This is a genomic window from Bradyrhizobium sp., from assembly GCF_016213215.1.
Lineage (GTDB): Bacteria > Pseudomonadota > Alphaproteobacteria > Rhizobiales > Xanthobacteraceae > Bradyrhizobium.
The window spans coordinates 13,784-30,070 of record NZ_JACRAW010000143.1; the positions used below are offsets into that span (position 1 = coordinate 13,784).

General features: G+C 62.5%; 17 protein-coding genes. 15 read left to right on the forward strand and 2 right to left on the reverse strand.

Annotated features, from left to right (window positions below):
* Positions 1-4 precede the first annotated feature (4 nt).
* The 15 genes from HY852_RS23295 (at position 5) to HY852_RS23365 (ending at position 15,277) form a co-directional block, all read left to right on the forward strand.
* A complete protein-coding gene (locus tag HY852_RS23295; RefSeq protein WP_291607247.1) occupies positions 5-601 on the forward strand; it encodes a histidine phosphatase family protein in 597 nt (198 codons plus the stop codon).
* Positions 598-1,701, forward strand: coding sequence for a glycosyltransferase (locus HY852_RS23300; RefSeq protein ID WP_291607248.1), 1,104 nt, complete (start codon positions 598-600; stop codon positions 1,699-1,701). Before HY852_RS23295 ends, HY852_RS23300 begins: the two co-directional genes overlap by 4 nt.
* A gap of 1 nt (position 1,702) precedes the next feature.
* Positions 1,703-2,512 carry a nucleotidyltransferase family protein gene (locus tag HY852_RS23305; protein ID WP_291607249.1) on the forward strand — a complete coding sequence of 270 codons (810 nt, stop codon included), beginning with the start codon at positions 1,703-1,705 and terminating at the stop codon, positions 2,510-2,512.
* Complete coding sequence (locus tag HY852_RS23310) at positions 2,509-3,276, forward strand: TIGR04290 family methyltransferase (protein WP_291607250.1); 768 nt, start codon at positions 2,509-2,511, stop codon at positions 3,274-3,276. Before HY852_RS23305 ends, HY852_RS23310 begins: the two co-directional genes overlap by 4 nt.
* The gene (locus HY852_RS23315) at positions 3,273-4,217 is read left to right on the forward strand and encodes a glycosyl hydrolase (RefSeq protein ID WP_291607251.1); all 945 of its coding nucleotides are present in this window, start codon (positions 3,273-3,275) and stop codon (positions 4,215-4,217) included. The genes HY852_RS23310 and HY852_RS23315 overlap by 4 nt, the downstream gene beginning before the upstream one ends.
* On the forward strand, positions 4,205-5,410 hold the full coding sequence (locus tag HY852_RS23320; protein WP_291607279.1) for a phosphopentomutase: 1,206 nt from the start codon (positions 4,205-4,207) through the stop codon (positions 5,408-5,410). Before HY852_RS23315 ends, HY852_RS23320 begins: the two co-directional genes overlap by 13 nt.
* Positions 5,411-5,611: 201 nt before the next feature.
* On the forward strand, positions 5,612-6,724 hold the full coding sequence (locus HY852_RS23325; protein WP_291607252.1) for an NAD-dependent epimerase/dehydratase family protein: 1,113 nt from the start codon (positions 5,612-5,614) through the stop codon (positions 6,722-6,724).
* On the forward strand, positions 6,721-7,791 hold the full coding sequence (locus HY852_RS23330) for an NAD-dependent epimerase/dehydratase family protein (protein ID WP_291607253.1): 1,071 nt from the start codon (positions 6,721-6,723) through the stop codon (positions 7,789-7,791). Before HY852_RS23325 ends, HY852_RS23330 begins: the two co-directional genes overlap by 4 nt.
* Positions 7,788-9,074, forward strand: a complete 1,287-nt coding sequence (locus HY852_RS23335; protein WP_291607254.1) for a TIGR04295 family B12-binding domain-containing radical SAM protein — start codon at positions 7,788-7,790, stop codon at positions 9,072-9,074. Before HY852_RS23330 ends, HY852_RS23335 begins: the two co-directional genes overlap by 4 nt.
* Positions 9,071-10,180, forward strand: coding sequence for a glycosyltransferase family 4 protein (locus tag HY852_RS23340; protein WP_291607255.1), 1,110 nt, complete (start codon positions 9,071-9,073; stop codon positions 10,178-10,180). The genes HY852_RS23335 and HY852_RS23340 overlap by 4 nt, the downstream gene beginning before the upstream one ends.
* Entirely contained in the window at positions 10,177-11,307 is a 1,131-nt protein-coding gene (locus tag HY852_RS23345; protein ID WP_291607256.1) for a glycosyltransferase, read from the forward strand. Before HY852_RS23340 ends, HY852_RS23345 begins: the two co-directional genes overlap by 4 nt.
* Positions 11,304-12,392 (forward strand): glycosyltransferase, encoded by a 1,089-nt coding sequence (locus tag HY852_RS23350; RefSeq protein WP_291607257.1) that lies wholly within the window; start codon positions 11,304-11,306, stop codon positions 12,390-12,392. The genes HY852_RS23345 and HY852_RS23350 overlap by 4 nt, the downstream gene beginning before the upstream one ends.
* Entirely contained in the window at positions 12,389-13,510 is a 1,122-nt protein-coding gene (locus HY852_RS23355; RefSeq protein ID WP_291607258.1) for a glycosyltransferase, read from the forward strand. Before HY852_RS23350 ends, HY852_RS23355 begins: the two co-directional genes overlap by 4 nt.
* Positions 13,511-13,522: 12 nt before the next feature.
* Entirely contained in the window at positions 13,523-14,584 is a 1,062-nt protein-coding gene (locus HY852_RS23360) for a UDP-glucuronic acid decarboxylase family protein (RefSeq protein ID WP_291607259.1), read from the forward strand.
* A 21-nt stretch (positions 14,585-14,605) separates the two neighbouring features.
* On the forward strand, positions 14,606-15,277 hold the full coding sequence (locus tag HY852_RS23365; protein WP_291607260.1) for an NUDIX hydrolase: 672 nt from the start codon (positions 14,606-14,608) through the stop codon (positions 15,275-15,277).
* A gap of 3 nt (positions 15,278-15,280) precedes the next feature.
* Here the strand turns inward: HY852_RS23365 and HY852_RS23370 are convergent, their stop codons facing one another.
* Both HY852_RS23370 and HY852_RS23375 read right to left on the reverse strand, forming a co-directional pair.
* Positions 15,281-15,532 (reverse strand): hypothetical protein, encoded by a 252-nt coding sequence (locus HY852_RS23370; RefSeq protein WP_291607261.1) that lies wholly within the window; start codon positions 15,530-15,532, stop codon positions 15,281-15,283.
* Positions 15,533-15,549: 17 nt separating this feature from the next.
* On the reverse strand, positions 15,550-16,281 hold the full coding sequence (locus HY852_RS23375; RefSeq protein ID WP_291607262.1) for a Crp/Fnr family transcriptional regulator: 732 nt from the start codon (positions 16,279-16,281) through the stop codon (positions 15,550-15,552).
* Between the last annotated feature and the right edge of the window lie 6 nt (positions 16,282-16,287).

Here is a 16,287-nt window from a genome sequence, read left to right on the forward strand (position 1 = left end):
CGCAATGGCGAATACCATTCATCTCGTCCGCCATGGTCATCATGCCTTGCTTGGCCGGCTGCTGTGCGGGCGTATGCCCGGTGTCGAGCTCGATGAGCTTGGTTGTCGCCAGATAGCCCTCTGCGCCGAACTGATATCGCCCGAGCCAACTATCGTACAATCGAGCCCCCAGCTTCGAGCGCGACAATCGGCGACTATTCTTGCGGAGCGCTTTGGATTGCCTGTCGAGATCGTCCCCGAGATGGACGAGATCGATCTCGGCGACTGGACGTCTGCTTCTTTCGTCGAACTGGTGCACGATCCATGCTGGAATCAGTGGAACGCGCAGCGTGGGGCAAGCTGTCCGCCGAACGGGGAGAGCATGCGGTCGCTGCAGACGCGGGTGGTGAGCCACCTCGAACGTCTCGTGGAAGAGGCAACAGACGGCACCATCGTCATTGTCAGCCACGCCGAGCCTATCCGCGCTGCGCTCCTGCACTACCTTCGCATTCCACTTGATGATTTCCGCGCCGTGGAGATCGGGCCCGCAAGCATAAGTACGCTGGTCCACAACGGACGAACCCTGGGCGTGACCCGCATCAATCAGGAGGTGCCGGCGTGAAGATCATCGTCTTTGGTCTCACGATCTCCTCATCCTGGGGCAATGGGCACGCTACGCTTTGGCGCGGCTTGTGCAAGCACATCATTCGCGCCGGCCACAGCGTCCTCTTCTTCGAACGCGACGTTTCGTACTATGCCGGCGCGCGCGACCTGATCGAACTGCCCGGCGGCCGGCTCGAGCTGTTCTCGGCATGGGACGATATTCGCTCGAAAGCGCGCGCCGAATTGCGGGAGGCCGATGCGGCCATTGTCACCTCCTATTGTCCGGACGGAATTGCCGCAACCGACCTCGTGCTGGATCAGGACCGCGCATTGCGCGTCTTCTATGACCTTGACACCCCGGTCACGCTGGCAAACCTGCAGGCTGGTGAACCCCTCTCCTATGTCGGACCGCGCGGCCTGAAGGAATTCGATCTGGTCTTGAGTTTCACCGGCGGTGAGCGCGTGCGCGCGCAATTCATGCACCGGCTCGGCGCCCGCGATGTCGAACCGCTCTACGGGCACGTCGATCCCGACGTGCATCGGCCGGCTGATCCGCAACTGCACTACCGTTCACATCTATCCTATCTTGGCACCTATTCCGGCGATCGCCAGCAGGCGCTGGAAAACCTGTTCATTCAGCCCGCACGTGATCGGCCGGAGTTGCAGTTCCTGATCGGCGGCGCGCAATATCCGCACGACTTCCCATGGTCGAGGAATATCTACTTCGTCCGGCATCTGCCGCCGTCGAAACATCCTGCCTTCTTTGCCTCGTCCCGCCTTACGCTGAACGTGACACGGCGCGCGATGGCCGAGATGGGCTGGTGTCCGTCGGGGCGGCTGTTCGAGGCGGCGGCCTGCGGAGCACCGATTCTCAGCGACGTCTGGGATGGGCTTGCCGAGTTCTTCACACCTGGCGAAGAACTCATCCTCGCCAGCGACACGCCCGACGTGCTTGCGGCCATGGAAATGGACGACGGCCAATTGCTCAGAATCGCACGCCGCGCACGCGAGCGGGTGCTTGAGCAGCACAGCTCGGAGCGGCGGGCCATGCAGCTGATAGATTTCATCGAGCGAGCCCGCTCGCGTTCCGAACGTCAACCCGCAGCGATGGAGGCCTGACATGTGGGGCATCGTTCCCGCCGCCGGTCGCGGCAGCCGCATCCAGCCGTTGGCCTTCTCCAAGGAGCTGCTCCCGGTCGGCAGCCGCTGCGACAACGGTATCGATCGGCCATGTGCGGTTTCCGAATATCTCGTCGAGCGGCTGATCCTTGGCGGAGCCGACAAGATCTGCTTCGTCATTTCGCCCGGCAAGTCGGACATCCTCGAGTATTTCGGCGATCGCTATGAAGGTGCCGAACTCGCTTACGTGGTACAGCCCCAGGCATCCGGGCTTTGCGATGCCGTCTTCCGCGCCGCTACGGTGGTCGGAGACCACGACGATGTTCTGGTCGGGCTTCCGGATACGGTCTGGTTTCCCAAGACCGCACTCAATGCCCTGCCGGATGCGGACCTGTCGCTCCTGCTCTTTCCCGTCGAGCACCCCGAATTCTTCGACGCGGTCGTCCTCGATGGGGACCAGGTCAGGGAGATCCAGGTCAAGCAGCCGGATGCACGCTCCAATTGGATCTGGGGCGCCTTCAAGATGTCGGCCTCAGGGTTCCGCGACCTGCATCTGCTGTGGAATGAGCGCAACCGCCAGGACGAGTATTTCGGCACGCTGGTAAACAGCTATCTCTTCGCCGGCGGCAGTGGCATCGGCGTGAAGGCCGGCGAGTCCTATGTCGATGTCGGAACCATCAATGGCTATCGCACCGCGATCGCACTGCTCGCCGACCGCGATAGGCAAGAGCAGAGATCCAGGCCAATCGTCGCATCGTCGTCACAGTCCCAGCAGATGCCCGCCCCCGCCGTGGGTGAAGGGGTTTCATGAAACCAGACACGCTCTCGGAGGACGAAATCCGCCAAAGGATCGACGCCCTCGGCCCCTGGTTTCACAATATTGATCTCAGGGGCATACCGACGGCGCCACGGCACTTTCTGGGCGATTATCCGAACGTGAAGTGGCGACGCTTCTCCAGCGTCATACCCGACAGCCTGCAGGGTATGAGTGTGCTCGACATCGGCTGCAACGCGGGCTTCTATTCCATGGAGATGAAACGACGCGGCGCGGATCGCGTCCTTGGTGTCGACACCGACGAAGAATACCTCGCGCAGGCAAGATTTGCCGCCGAGGTTAACGGGCTGCACATCGAATTTCGCAAGATGTCGACCTATGACGTCGGCGAGCTTAACGAGAAATTCGATCTCGTGATCTTCATGGGCATCTTCTATCATCTTCGTCATCCACTACTTGCGCTGGACCTCATCTACGAGCACGTCGCGCGAGATCTCCTGCTCTTTCAGTCGATGCAACGCGGCGGCAGCGGGGTCGATACGATCGAGCGCAATTACGATTTCTGGACGACCGAGCCGTTCGACAGCCCCGGTTATCCCAAGCTTCACTTCGTCGAGCACAAATATGCCGATGACCCGACCTACTGGTGGGTCCCAAACCGAGCCTGCGTCGAGGCGATGCTGCGCAGCGCCGGCTTCAGGATCACGGCGCATCCGGAGACCGAAGTCTATCTCTGCCGGCGCGCGGCCAGGCCGCAGGCCGACGGCCCGGTCTATCCATCGCGAGGCAACGGCCGATGATTGAAGCCGCCAAGATCTGGAACGAGCCCAACAACAAGTCGCACTGGGACATCCAGATCGATCCCGAGTGGGATAGATTTGCCGAAATGGCCATCGCGACCGGCAAGGCCATTCGTGCCGTTCATCCGACCCTGCCGCGCGTCCTCGGCGGGATTTCGCCGATCGACCCGCGCTTCATGGGAAACATGAAGCACCGTGGCGTGCTCGACCATGTCGATGCGGTTGCGGTTCACGGCTTTCCGCTCGACTGGAACCTCTGGCAGATCCAGGAATGGCCGGCCAAGCTTGCCGAGATCCAGGCAGTGGTCTCGCACCCGGTGTGGGTAACAGAGGTGGGCGTGTCGTCGTTCGGCGCGGACGAGGTGCAAGCCTGGGGTGTCAAGCGGACGGCCGAGCTGCTTGCGGGACGCACGCCTCGCATTCACTGGTACAGCCTGTACGATCTTCCCAAGACCTGGGAAGCGACGACACGCCATCGCGAGGCGGAGGGCTCATCCTACTATCGGCACTTCCATATGGGCCTGTTGCGCGAAGACGGGACACCCAAGCCGGCGCTCGAAATCTACTCCGGACATGCCCGGACGATGGGGCTGTGCCAGTGGTTTCATTTCGAAGATCACCGCCTCCATGACGCGGTGCGCTGGATGCGCCGCCTGGGCGTGAGGCATCTCAGGACGGGCCTGTCCTGGGCCGACAGCTTCCGCCCCAACGCTCTCGACTGGTTCGATCGCCAGATGGAAGCGCTGGCTGAGTTCGACGTCACTGTGACCTTCTGCTTCACGCCCGAACATCGCGGCCTTGCGCCCCATCACACCAGCCCGCCGCTCGACCCGCAGGAATTCGCCGACTTCTGCGCGACCATGATCCAGCGCTATTGCCCCGCCCCGACGGCGATCCGGCCGGTAACGAACGAAGCATGGGAGCCAACATGCGCGCCATGATCCTGGTACTGGACTCGGTCGGCATCGGCGCGGCTCCCGACGCAGGCCGCTACGGCGACGAAGGCGCGGATACGGTCGGCCACATTGCGGAAGCCTGTGCGCGAGGCGATGTCGACAGGGCCGGACGTGAAGGTCCGCTTCGCTTGCCCCATCTGGTCGAGCTCGGCCTTGGCGAAGCCTGCCATCTCGCCACCGGGCGGTACCCGCCTGCACTCAGGCGAAGCTGCCGTCCGACGGCACGGTATGGCACCGCGATCGAGCAATCCAAGGGAAAGGATACGCCATCAGGCCATTGGGAGATCGCCGGCGTGCCAGTGCCGTTCGAATGGGGCTATTTCCCAAAAACGGTCCCGTGCTTCTCGCGTGATTTGATCGATCCGCTCTGCGACGAGGCGGCGCTGCCCGGCATTCTCGGCAATTGCCACGCCTCGGGGACGGAAATCATCGCCCGTCTCGGCGAGGCGCATGTGAACACGGGACGGCCGATCTGCTACACCTCGGCCGACAGCGTTTTCCAGATCGCGGCGCATGAAGAGACGTTTGGTCTGGACAGGTTGTATGGGATGTGCGCGGTCGCGCGACGGCTTGTCGACCCCTTGAACATCGGTCGCGTCATTGCCCGTCCGTTCATCGGCTCGTCGGCTGAGACCTTCAGGCGAACCGCCAGCCGTCGTGACTTCGCGGTGCCGCCGCCGGAGCCGACCATTCTCGATACCGCCTCGATTCATGGCCGCGACATTATCTCTATCGGCAAGATCGATGACATCTTTGCGCATCGCGGGACCGGCACCACCAAGAAAGGTGACGGCAACGACGCACTGTTCGACCGTTCCCTGGAGGGCTGCGACCAGCTTGCCGAGGGAGGTTTGCTGTTTGCGAATTTCGTGGATTTCGACACCGTCCATGGCCACCGGCGCGATGTCGCCGGCTATGCTGCAGCACTGGAGGCGTTCGACGCGCGATTGCCGGAACTGCTCGGACGATTGAAGGCGGATGATCTTCTCATCATCACCGCCGACCATGGCTGCGATCCGACCTGGGCGGGCACGGACCATACGCGCGAGCAAGTTCCCATTCTGGTGGTTGGCGGATCGCAGGCGAGGATTGGTCAACGCCACGGTTTTGCGGACATCGCGGCGACGGTAGCGCGGCATCTCGAGCTACCGCCGACGCCGCACGGCGCGCCGTTTTAAGCGATCCCGCTCCCCGGCGATTCACCCACGTTATAATGCAGGTTAGAGAAATCTTTGTTCGTACCTCGGTGAGGAACGAACATTGGTTGCGTCGCTTCTACCTCCCGGAGTGACGGGCGCGCGAAAGAGCCAAACCAAGACGTCTCACACCGCACGCTCGGCTTAGGATCGCGAGATCATTTCAACGTGGAGAAGTGCCGAATGGCTCGAGTCCTGATTACCGGAGGAGCCGGCTTCATAGGCTCTCACGCCGCCGATGCGTTGCTCGGCGCGGGATATGAGGTCCGGCTGCTCGATAATCTGGCGCCGCAGGTTCATGGCGGCGCACGCCAGCGGCCATCGTATCTGAACGGGGATATGGAACTCATTGTTGGCGATGTCAGCGACGCACCCGCCGTCGAACGTGCCCTGCGCGGCATCGACATGGTACTGCACCTCGCCTCCGCCGTCGGCGTCGGACAGAGCATGTACCATATCGAGCCCTACGTCCGCACCAACGAGCTCGGCACCGCCGTCCTGCTGCAGGCACTGGCAAAGCATCCCGTCGAACGGCTGGTGGTTGCTTCATCGATGAGCGTTTACGGTGAGGGGCTGTGCCGCTCGGCCGAGGGCGCTGCCATCTCGCCCGATGAGCGCTCCGTCGATCAGCTCAGGCGGGGCGATTGGGAGCTCTGCGACGCAGACGGCCGGCCGCTCCAACCCGTACCAACGTCCGAAAGCAAGCCGCCATCGCTCAGCTCGATCTATGCGCTCAACAAGTATGTTCAGGAACGGATGTGCCTGATCACAGGCAAGGCATACGCCATGCCGACGGTGGCACTGCGCTTCTTCAATGTCTTCGGCCCCCGTCAGGCGCTGTCCAACCCCTATACCGGCGTGCTCGCGATCTTTGCCGCGCGCATTCTCAACGGCCGATCGCCGCTCGTTTTCGAGGATGGCCTGCAGAAGCGCGACTTCGTCCATGTCCACGACGTCGCGCGCGCCTGCCTGCTGGCGCTGGAGACCGAGTATGCCAACGAGGTATTCAACGTCGGCTCCGGCACCAGCCGTACCATCATTTCGGTCGCTCGTGACCTCGCCCGGGTCATGGGGCGCCCCGATATCGCGCCTGCCGTTACCGGCAAATACCGGGCCGGCGATATCCGCCACTGCTTTGCCGACCTGGAGAAAAGCCGAACGCTCCTGGGCTTCGAGCCGCGCGTGCGATTCGAAGAGGGCCTCGACGAACTCGCAAACTACCTGGCCGACCAGATTGCGGATGACCAGGTCGAGCAGGCAACGGACGAATTGTTGCGACGGGGATTGGTCGCATGACGACGGCAAACGGCGATAGCAGGCCCGTGCTGATCACGGGTGGCTGCGGCTTCATCGGCTGCAACCTGGCGGACCGGCTTGCCGGGCGCGGCGAAACGGTCACTGTGCTGGACAATCTCGCACGACCCGGCGTTCGCGAAAATGCCCAGTGGCTGAAGTCACGGCACGGCGATCGCGTGAGCATTGCTGTCGGCGACGTGCGCGACCCGATCACCGTCATCGATGCCGTACGCGACGCCAGCGCCGTTCTGCACCTGGCGGCCCAGGTCGCCGTGACCAGCAGCCTCGATAATCCGACTGAGGACTTCGAGATAAACGCGCGCGGAACGGTCAATGTGCTCGAGGCCGTCCGTCTGCACAATCGGTCAGCTCCGGTCCTGTTCGCATCCACCAACAAGGTGTACGGCCGCCTCATCGATGCTTCCCGAATTCGGCGCGAAGGCTCGCGGTACGTGCCGACCGACGTCGAACTGACCCGGGGAATTTCGGAAGACATGCCGCTCGATCTCTATAGTCCCTACGGCTGCTCCAAGGGGACCGCCGACCAATATGTGCGCGACTACGCCCGAATCTTCGATCTCAATACCACCGTCCTGCGCATGAGCTGCATCTACGGGCCGCGGCAGTTCGGCAATGAAGACCAGGGTTGGATCGCCCATTTCCTCCTGTCGGCGCTGCGCCGCGAACCGATCACTATCTATGGCGACGGCTGTCAGGTACGCGATGCACTGTCTGTGGCAGATGCGGTTGACGCATGGCTTGGCGTGCTCGACAATATCGGACGGACGCGCGGCAAGATCTTCAATCTCGGCGGCGGGCCAACCAATTCGGTCAGCTTGCTCGAATTGATCGAACTGATCGATCGTATCGGCAACAGCCCGGTCAGATTCATTTTCTCCGACTGGCGTCCGGGCGATCAGCCCTGGTACGTCACCAATGTCAGCGCACTCTCGGCGGCAATCGGCTGGAAGCCGACCACATCTCTGGCACAAGGACTGAGCGGGCTGCAGGGCTGGCTTGAAAGCCGCTTCATCCGGACTCCTGCCAATCGCGAGGCGCTGGCATGACGCGCGTCGCCCTGATCAACCCGCACTGGAATTTTGACGGCAGCATCTATTTCGGGTGCCGCTCGCCGCATTTGCCGCTCGAACTCGGAATTTCCAAGCATTGTCTCAAGGAAGCGGGACACCAGACGCTGCTGCTCGATGCGCATATGTTCGCGCTGTCCCTGGACGACATCGAGGCAGAGTTGCATGCGTTCCATCCCGACCTCGTGGTGGTGACGACGGCGCCTACCTATCTGTTCTGGCGTTGCGCGCCGCCCGAATTGCGCGTCCCGCAACAATTGACGCGTGTCCTTCGCCATCTCGCTCCCACGCTGGTCGCGGTGGGACCCCACGGTTCGACCACGCCGCGCGCCACGCTGAAGAAGCTCGGTGTCGATATCGTGGTGATGGGCGAATGCGAACAGTCCCTGCTGCGACTGGCCAACGGCGATCGCGATTTTGCAGGACTGGCCTTCAGGCACGGCGCCGATATCCGTGTCAACGGCGGGCCTCAAGCCGGCGATTTCAGGAAACAGCCGGCGCTAGTCTGGCCGGACGAGATGGTGCGGCGGCATCATCATCACCATCATCGTTTTGAGGCTGAGCCCACCGGGCCGGGCGCCGAGGTAGAGGCCTCGCGCGGCTGCCCCTATCACTGCACATTCTGCGCGAAGGACAACTTCCGAAATGCCTATCGCAAGCGGCCGGTCTCCACGATTCTTGAGGAGGTGGACCGTCTGCGACAACAGAACGTCGAGTACATCTATTTCATCGACGAGATCTTCCTGCCGAACGCCGAATTGCTGCAAGGCCTCATCTCGCGCGGGCTGAAGTTCGGGGTCCAGACCCGGATCGATCTGTGGACGCCGGACATGCTCGAACTGCTCGGCCGCGCCGGTTGCGTGTCGATCGAGGCGGGGGTCGAGAGCCTGACGCCTGAAGGGCGCGCCGCGTTAGAGAAGAACTGCAAGATGACCACCGATGAATTGGCTGACCGCCTCGTCGAGGCGCGCAGGCATGTGCCATTCGTCCAGGCCAATCTGATAGAGATGCCGCAGGACGAGGATCCCGTGGTTCAGCGCTGGCGCAAGCGCATGCAGGAGTCCGGCGTCTGGGCCAACGATCCCGTGCCGCTCTATCCCTATCCGGGATCGCCCGACTACCGAAAGCTCTGGGGCGAACCTGACGACTTCGCTTGGGAGCGCGCCCACAAGCACTATCTCTCGATGTTCAATCGCTTCAGTGACGTCCAGGAAGAACGCCCCGTGCCGCTGAGTGCGCTGGAATGGCAGGGGATCCCATGAGAACCGCGCTGAACCTTCGTCTCATGATGACGACGGACGCCGTCGGCGGGGTCTGGACCTATGCAACCTCGCTTGCCGCGGCGCTGGTGGAAATGGGCGCCGATGTCAGCCTGGTGACGATGGGTCCCTCGCCCCGACCTGACCAGCGGACCATGGTGCACGGCAGGGTGCATTTGGTTGAAACCGATCTTGCGCTGGAATGGCAGGACCCGGACGCTGCCGACATGGCCAGGGCCCGTGCCGCGCTAGACAGGCTCGAGCGGCGATTGCGGCCCGACATCGTTCACCTGAACAGTTTTCGCGAAGCCACATTCGAATGGAACGCGCCCGTCCTGGTCGCTGCGCATTCCTGCGTGAACTCCTGGGCCCGGGCGTGCAACGACAACGCCTGGCTCTCCGAATCGAGATGGCGGCGCTATAGCGAACTTGTCGCCGCCGGTCTCAGCCGAGCTGGGGGCTGGGTATGCGCGAGCAGCGCTTATCGCGATATGGTCGAGGAAATCTATCATCCGGACCACCGCGGAGCAGTGATCTGGAACGGGCTAGCCCCTGCAACCGCCCGTCCACGACAGAAGCAGGATTTCATTCTCGCTGCCGGCCGCATGTGGGACAAGGCGAAGAACCTGCCGGTCCTCGCGCACGCGGCCAAGGACGTGAACTGGCCGGTCCTTGTCGCTGGTCAAAATGCGGATCTCGAGCGCCGCGAGGGAATAGAACTGCTCGGCGAGCTTCCGCGCGCGGAGCTGCACGGTCTCATGCGGCGCGCGGCGATCTTTACGAGCCCCGCCCTTTACGAGCCGTTCGGGCTGTCGGTGCTTGAAGCAGCTGCGGCCGGCTGCGCGCTGGTGCTATCGGATATCCCGAGCTTCCGCGAGCTCTGGGACGGTGCCGCGCTGTTTGTTTCTCCCGAGGACGCGGCCGGCCTGAGCGCGGCGCTCAATTGTCTGATCCGGAACGAGGCGCATCGCTCCCGGCTACAGGACGCGGCACTTGCGCGGTCGCGGCATTACTCGCTCACCGGCATGGTCGATGGCTATGTCCGGCTGTACGGAGAACTCACTCGCACTGCTACCCGGCGCCATCTTGAAACGGGGGCGTGTGCATGAAGTGCGTCTTCTTCTATCACGCGTTCTCATCCTGCTGGAATAACGGCAATGCGCATTTCCTGCGCGGCGTCACGCGCGAGCTTGCCAAACTCGGGCACGAGGTCGTCGTCTACGAACCCGTCGACGGCTGGAGCCGTCAGAATGCGCGTGTCGAAGGCGGCGAGCTTACCGTTAGGGCCATCCCTGGTCTTTTCCCGTCGGTGCACATCCGGCCGTATGACGGGTCTTTGGATCTGGAGGAAGCGCTCGACGGCGCGGATCTGGTCGTTGTGCACGAATGGAATCCGCCCGACCTCATCAAGCAGATCGGCGCACGTCGCGCTCACGTCGCGCCCTTCACCTTGCTGTTCCATGACACGCACCACCGGGCAGTTACTAAGCCCGATGAGCTTGCCCAGTTCGACCTTGAGGCCTTTGACGGGGTACTCGCCTTCGGCGAGGTGCTCCGCCAGATCTATCTGCGGCTCGGCTGGGCGAACCGTGTCTTCACCTGGCACGAGGGCGCAGATGTTGCGCTTTATCGGCCGCTGCAGCACATCGTCCCGCAGTACGACCTGGTCTGGATCGGCAATTGGGGGGATGACGAGCGCAGCGCCGAACTGCGGGAATATCTGATCGATCCGGTGGCCGAACTGCGGCTGCGGGCCAGGATCCATGGCGTGCGCTACCCGCGGGCTGCGCTGAACTCGATCCAAGCGGCCGGCATCGAATTCGGAGGCTGGTTGCCCGCGCACTTGGCCCCCATCGCCTTCGCCGAGGCCCGCGCCACAGTACATGTCCCACGCGGTCCGTATGCACGATCGCTACGAGGCATTCCCACCATTCGCATGTTCGAGGCAATGGCTTGCGGCATCCCGGTCGTGTCCGCGCCTTGGGACGATGCCGAAGGTCTGTTCACGCCAACGTCCTATCTCCGTGCCAACAACGGCAAGGAAATGAAGGCGCGTCTGCACCGGCTGCTGGTCGATCGCGATCTCGCGACTGAAACCGCCGCGGAAGGGCTGCGCCTCGTCAGGGAACGCCACACCTGCCGTCATCGTGTGATCGAGCTGCTCGACATTGTCGATATGATCCGCAGTATCCGCCCGGCCCACTCGCCGGCATTGCAGGAAGAGGCCGTGCCATGAAGATCTGTTTCTTCGGGTCGAGCCTGGTATCGTCCTACTGGAATGGTGCGGCGACCTACTACCGCGGGCTACTGAAAGAGATAGCGGCGCTCGGGCACGAGGTCACTTTCTTCGAACCCGACGCATTCGATCGCCAGGCACATCGCGATATCGACGATCCGACCTGGGCGCGCGTCCAGATCTACCCGGCCACGACGGATGGCTGGCAGCGATCGCTCTCCGAGGCCGCGCGCTCGGCCGATCTTTTGATCAAGGCAAGCGGTGTCGGCGTTTTCGATTCGGAACTGGAAACGGCCATCGCCGAGCTTCCTTCCAGGACGCTTCGCATCTATTGGGACGTCGATGCGCCGGCGACGCTGGATGCAATCGCCGGGCAGCCGGATCATCATCTGCGCCGCGCTGTTCCCCACTATGACCTGGTGCTGACCTACGGCGGCGGCGATCCCGTTGTGTCCGCCTATCGCGCCGCCGGTGCCCGCGACTGTGTGCCCATCTACAACGCGCTCGACCCGGCGACCCATTTTCCCGTGCCGCCGGACGCCAGGTTCGTCTGCGATCTCAGCCTGCTCGCAAACCGGCTGCCCGATCGCGAAGCACGCATTGAAGACTTTTTCCTTTCGCCTGCCGAACGGATGCCGAACAGGCAATTCCTGCTGGGCGGATCGGGGTGGGATTCCAGGGCCACCCCACCCAACGTCCGCAATGTCGGCCACGTCGGCACTGGCGAACACAACGCCTTCTTCTGCTCCGGCCTGGCGACCCTGAACGTGAACCGGGACAGCATGGCGAAATATGGCTTCTCGCCGCCAACCCGCGTCTTTGAGGCCATCGGTGCCGGCGCCTGCCTGATCACCGACGCCTGGCAGGGTATCGATTGTTTCCTCGAACCGGATCGTGAAGTCCTGGTGGCAGCTGATGGCCGCGAGGTGGAGGAACATCTCGACGCGCTTCGCCCCGATCGGTCCCGCGCGATCGCCGAGCGCGCGCGGAAACGGATCCTGGCGCACCACACCTATGAGCATCGAGCCCGCCAGTTTGACCATTTGCTTGAAGGCATCAGCACCAAGAGCGAGGCTGCCGAATGAACCTGGACATCGTCGTTATCGGACTTTCAGTTACCTCGTCCTGGGGCAACGGCCACGCGACGACCTACCGGGCGCTGTTGGAGGCGCTCGCGCAACGCGGACATCGTGTGACCTTTCTTGAGCGCGACGCGCCCTGGTATCGCGCCCATCGCGACCTCAAGCCCCCATCGAGCTGGACCGTCAAGCTCTACCATTCGTTGCAAGACATTCCGCAACAGTTCGGCACCGCCATTCGCGAAGCCGATCTTGTCATCATCGGCTCCTACGTGCCGGACGGCCTTGCGATCGCCGAATGGGTTACCTCGCACGCCCAGGGCATTTGCGCCTTCTATGATATCGATACGCCTGTCACGCTCTCCAGGCTCGACAAGGGGCTCGACTATCTCTCCGCCAGAATAATTCCGCGCTTTGATCTTTACCTCTCCTTTTCGGGAGGACCGGTGCCCGGCATGATCGAGGACATCTACGGCAGTCCGCTCGCCCGCGCCCTTTACTGCAGTGCCGACATCCGCCTCTATCAGCCACAGCAGCTCGAGATGCGATGGTCGCTCGGCTATCTCGGCACCTACAGCAGCGATCGCCAGCCGCAACTGGAGAACCTGTTCATCGCCGCGGCGCGGGCGCTCACGGGCGAGAACTTCGTCGTGGCCGGGGCGCAGTATCCCGAAGGCATCGACTGGCCGGTCAATGTCGAACGCATCGAGCACATTCCACCACAGGAGCATGCCTCATTCTACGCAAGGCAGCGCTTCACGCTGAATATCACCCGGGCCGATATGCGCGCGCTCGGGTTTTCGCCCAGCGTTCGGCTGTTTGAAGCCGCCGCCCGCGGAGCGCCGATACTCTCGGATCGATGGCCGGGCATCGAGACCATCCTCATACCGGGAAGCGAGATGCTGCTGGTCTCAACGCCGGAAGAGGTAATCCAGATCGTGCGCGACATGCCCGAAGAAATGCGACTAGGCATCGCCGCACGTGCCCGAAGGCGCATCTTGCGCGACCACACCCCCGACCATCGGGCACGCCAACTTGAAACATACCACCTCGAAGCGAAGGCGAGACGCCGGTTGCCCGAACGCCGCGCGGCGAGCCGTCCTCTGCATGCTGCCGAACTCTAGGCCGGGTCTCCAATGAACATGCGACAGTCCACTTCCTCATTCGGTCACTCTTTACGCCGCACCATTGTCACGGGTGGCGCCGGCTTCATCGGCTCGCATCTATGCGATTCGCTGCTGCAGCGCGGAGATGAGGTAATCTGTATCGACAATCTCTATACCGGGTCGATCCGCAACATCCGTCCATTGCTCAATCACCCGCACTTCCAGTTCATCGAGCATGATGTCCGCATCCCCCTCCGCATCGAGGGCGAGATCGACCGGATCTACAATCTCGCCTGTCCGGCTTCGCCCTGCCACTATCAGAGGGATCCGATCGGGACGATGAAGACCTGTGTGGTCGGGACCATCAGCACGCTGGAACTGGCGCTGCAGAAGTCCGCCCGCTTCCTGCAGGCATCGACGAGCGAAGTCTACGGAGACCCGGAAATCCATCCGCAGCCCGAGTCGTATGTCGGCCACGTCAATCCTATCGGGCCCCGCGCCTGTTACGACGAAGGAAAACGTGCGGCCGAGGCCGTGATATTCGACTACCACCGCCTCCACGGCCTTGAGATCAAGGTCGCCCGCATCTTCAACACCTACGGCCCGCGCATGCTCGAGAATGATGGGCGCGTGGTTTCCAATTTCATCGTGCAGGCGCTGCGGGGTGAACCGATCACCGTCTATGGTTCCGGAAAGCAGACCCGTAGCTTCTGCTTCATCGATGACCTGATCCGCGGCCTGGACCTGCTGATGGAGAGTCCTGCTTCGATCACCGGCCCCGTCAACCTCGGCAATCCGCAGGAGATGACGATCGAAGCAATTGCTCGCGAGGTACTTGCACGCACCAAATCCAAGTCGAGGTTGCGATTCGAACCTCTGCCGGTCGACGACCCAAAACGCCGCAAGCCCACGATCGACGCGGCAAAAAAGATCCTGGGATGGCGTCCAGAGGTCCCGATCGAGAAAGGAATTGAGGCGACGGTCGCCTATTTCGCGCTTCGCCTCGCGACAAGAGAGCCCGAAACAAAGCGCCCAACGCGCGGACGCCCCGGCCAGAGCGAGCGTGCCTGGCTCGCGGTGACAAGCCAATAATAGGACTCAGGGGGCCGTTAAATGCGGATCAAAGATGCCGGGGGGACCGCCCTGCCGACGAGAGAGATCGCCCACGGCGATCGTCAGTGCCCCGCGGTCAAGCTGTCTGCTCCCGAACCGATCGGAAGCGCTTTTCGTACTCTCGAACGGTTCCTGATTTCACGACGTGATGCCTCGGGCAACTTGATCACGTTTGACCGCGAAGTTCTGAGATCGGGACAGGTCGTCGGCGTTCTGGCGGTCGACCCCGTTTGCAACGAGGTGGTCCTCACGCGACAGTTCAGGCTCGGCGCTCACCTCGCCCTCGACTATGGCGAGACTCTCGAGATCGTTGCCGGCCGTATCGACCCCGGAGAAACTGCCGAACAGGCGGCCCGGCGCGAATGCCGGGAAGAGATAGGATTGGATCCGCAGCGGCTTGTGCCTCTGTTCGGATTCGCTCCAGCGCCGGCCCTGTCGGACGAGTTCATGACGCTGTTCCTGGCTCAGGTTGATACGCGCCGAGTACCTGATAGGGCGGGGGCGAGCCATGAGGGGGAAGAGATCGCGGTCGAGTGCCATGCACTGGAAGACTGCATCAGCCTGATGGAAGCAAGAGCCCTGCATAGCGGCCCAACCATCGTCGCGCTCCAGTGGCTCGCGCTCAACAGGAATTCGCTGGGCGGCCGATCTTGCGCTCCTCGCGGCACATGATGATCAGGCCTCTGCCGAGGGCACCGGTTGATCCTCCACGTCCAGCGATATCGAAACCTTCATGAACGGTGACCCGTCCCGGTTCACATGGACCGTGACCTGCCGTGCGGTTCCATTGACAAAGGCATCCCTGGCGATGGAGGTGCCCGTTGCGACGGCCTCCCTGCGAACCTGGTCCCAATCGTGAAATTCCTGCCCCTCCTCGTCCTCGATGAACCGGCCGTTTTCCTGGATGTGGAAGTGAAAGCGTGGCATCGGATGGCGCAGCCGGATCAAAGGGTTGGCGACTGATGCAGGTAACGAGCATCGAAGTCGGCAAGTTCCTGGAACTTCGCTTCGTCAAGAATCGTCACCTGCCCGCGGTGAACGTCGACGATTTTGTCGGCACGCAGTTGTTTAATCACCCGATTGGCGTGAATCGCGGTGACCCCCATGGCCTCGCCGATCCGTTCCTGCGTCAGCGGCATCTCGAAACTGTCGCCGTCGGCCAATCCAACGACCCGCAGACGATCTCGAAGTTCGGCAAGAATGTGTGCTAGGCGACTCGGCGCCGGGCGCTGGCCGATGTTTACGAGCCACTCGCGAAACATCGCCGCATCAATCAACGTGTCACGCCAGAACATCTCGGCGATCTCCGGCTGCCGGCGAAAGAGCTGGCGCACGACGGCATGGCTGATCAGACCGAGCGTACAGTTCGTGAGCGCGACCAGATCGTGATCCATGACCTGCAGATACAGGCTCTGCAGGTCTGGGATCTCACCTGGAATGTGGATGGATAGGATCTGCTGCTGCCCACTGGAAGTCGTTTTGGATCGCAGGCAGAAGCCGGCGGCAATCAGGCAGCATTCAGTAGGACGGTCCCCTTCACGCACGACGGCTTGGTCAGGCCGAAACGCCTTTACAGTGATCGGGAGACCCCGGAGAACCTGGAGTTCTTCCTCTGTCTTCCCCGAGATTGCGCGCATTCGGCGAACCAAGGCGTCGGTAATCGATCGCGGGTCCAAGCAATC